Here is an 841-nt window from a genome sequence, read left to right as displayed (position 1 = left end):
AATCAGACTAGGATTCAAAAGGGTTTGGGCTATAAAACGCCAAGACAAGTGTGGTTTGACTTTTATCGTCAAGCTGCGTAACTAAAATCTCCCAAGTTTAGTTCTACGGGATTGACAGCAGGGGTCATTCCTCGCATATGCGGGTTAATGTAGGGACGCGATCTTAGTATAGCCATGTTATAACAAATAAATAATAAGAAACCTTATACTAGATTTTAGTTTGATATTTAAAATTGATTGTCTACAATAGACCTCTTGCATAAGTTATCACTATCCCTTGTAACTACGTCAGTACAAATAAATAAACTGGTACTTTTGTAAGAGGTCTAATATGGTTTGATAAAAATACCTAATAACCTAAGAATTACCCGTATAAATTTATAGTCTATATCTACTACATATAGGTATAATTAAATTAACCTAAGAAAAGGGAACGATGTGAGTTGCATAATAGAAGTGCTGAACAAGGAAGTAATTTCATTTTTAAATGAAAGCAACAGCGTTATTAGTGCTAAAGAAAATAACAGCAACTTAGATAAATATGTAAGAGAAGACATACTAGAAAACGGTAAAAGATTTGAGCATGCAGATTTTACTAAAAAAGAGATGGCCTACTTATACATATATACTTATCTTTTGATGCATATGGGGTCTTATGAGCGGATGCTTAAAGAGCAAGAACACTTGTTCTTTGATAGGATATTTAACGACAATGTGACCCCTGCTGTCAATCCCGTAGAACTAAACTTGGGAGATTTTAGTTACGCAGCTTGACGATAAAAGTCAAACCACACTTGTCTTGGCGTTTTATAGCCCAAACCCTTTTGAATCCTAGTCTGAT

Annotated in this window: 1 protein-coding gene; it reads left to right on the top strand. The window is 34.2% G+C overall.

The features are described 5' to 3' along the window. The first annotated feature begins 438 nt into the window (after positions 1 to 438). Positions 439 to 774 (top strand): hypothetical protein, encoded by a 336-nt coding sequence (locus tag JMX91_RS13200; RefSeq protein WP_201549621.1) that lies wholly within the window; start codon positions 439 to 441, stop codon positions 772 to 774. The last annotated feature ends 67 nt before the right edge of the window (positions 775 to 841 follow it).

Source organism: Psychrobacter sp. Pi2-1 (assembly GCF_904846645.1).
GTDB lineage: Bacteria > Pseudomonadota > Gammaproteobacteria > Pseudomonadales > Moraxellaceae > Psychrobacter.
Note: the sequence above shows the minus strand (reverse complement) of the source record. Positions and strands in the feature narration are given on the sequence as shown.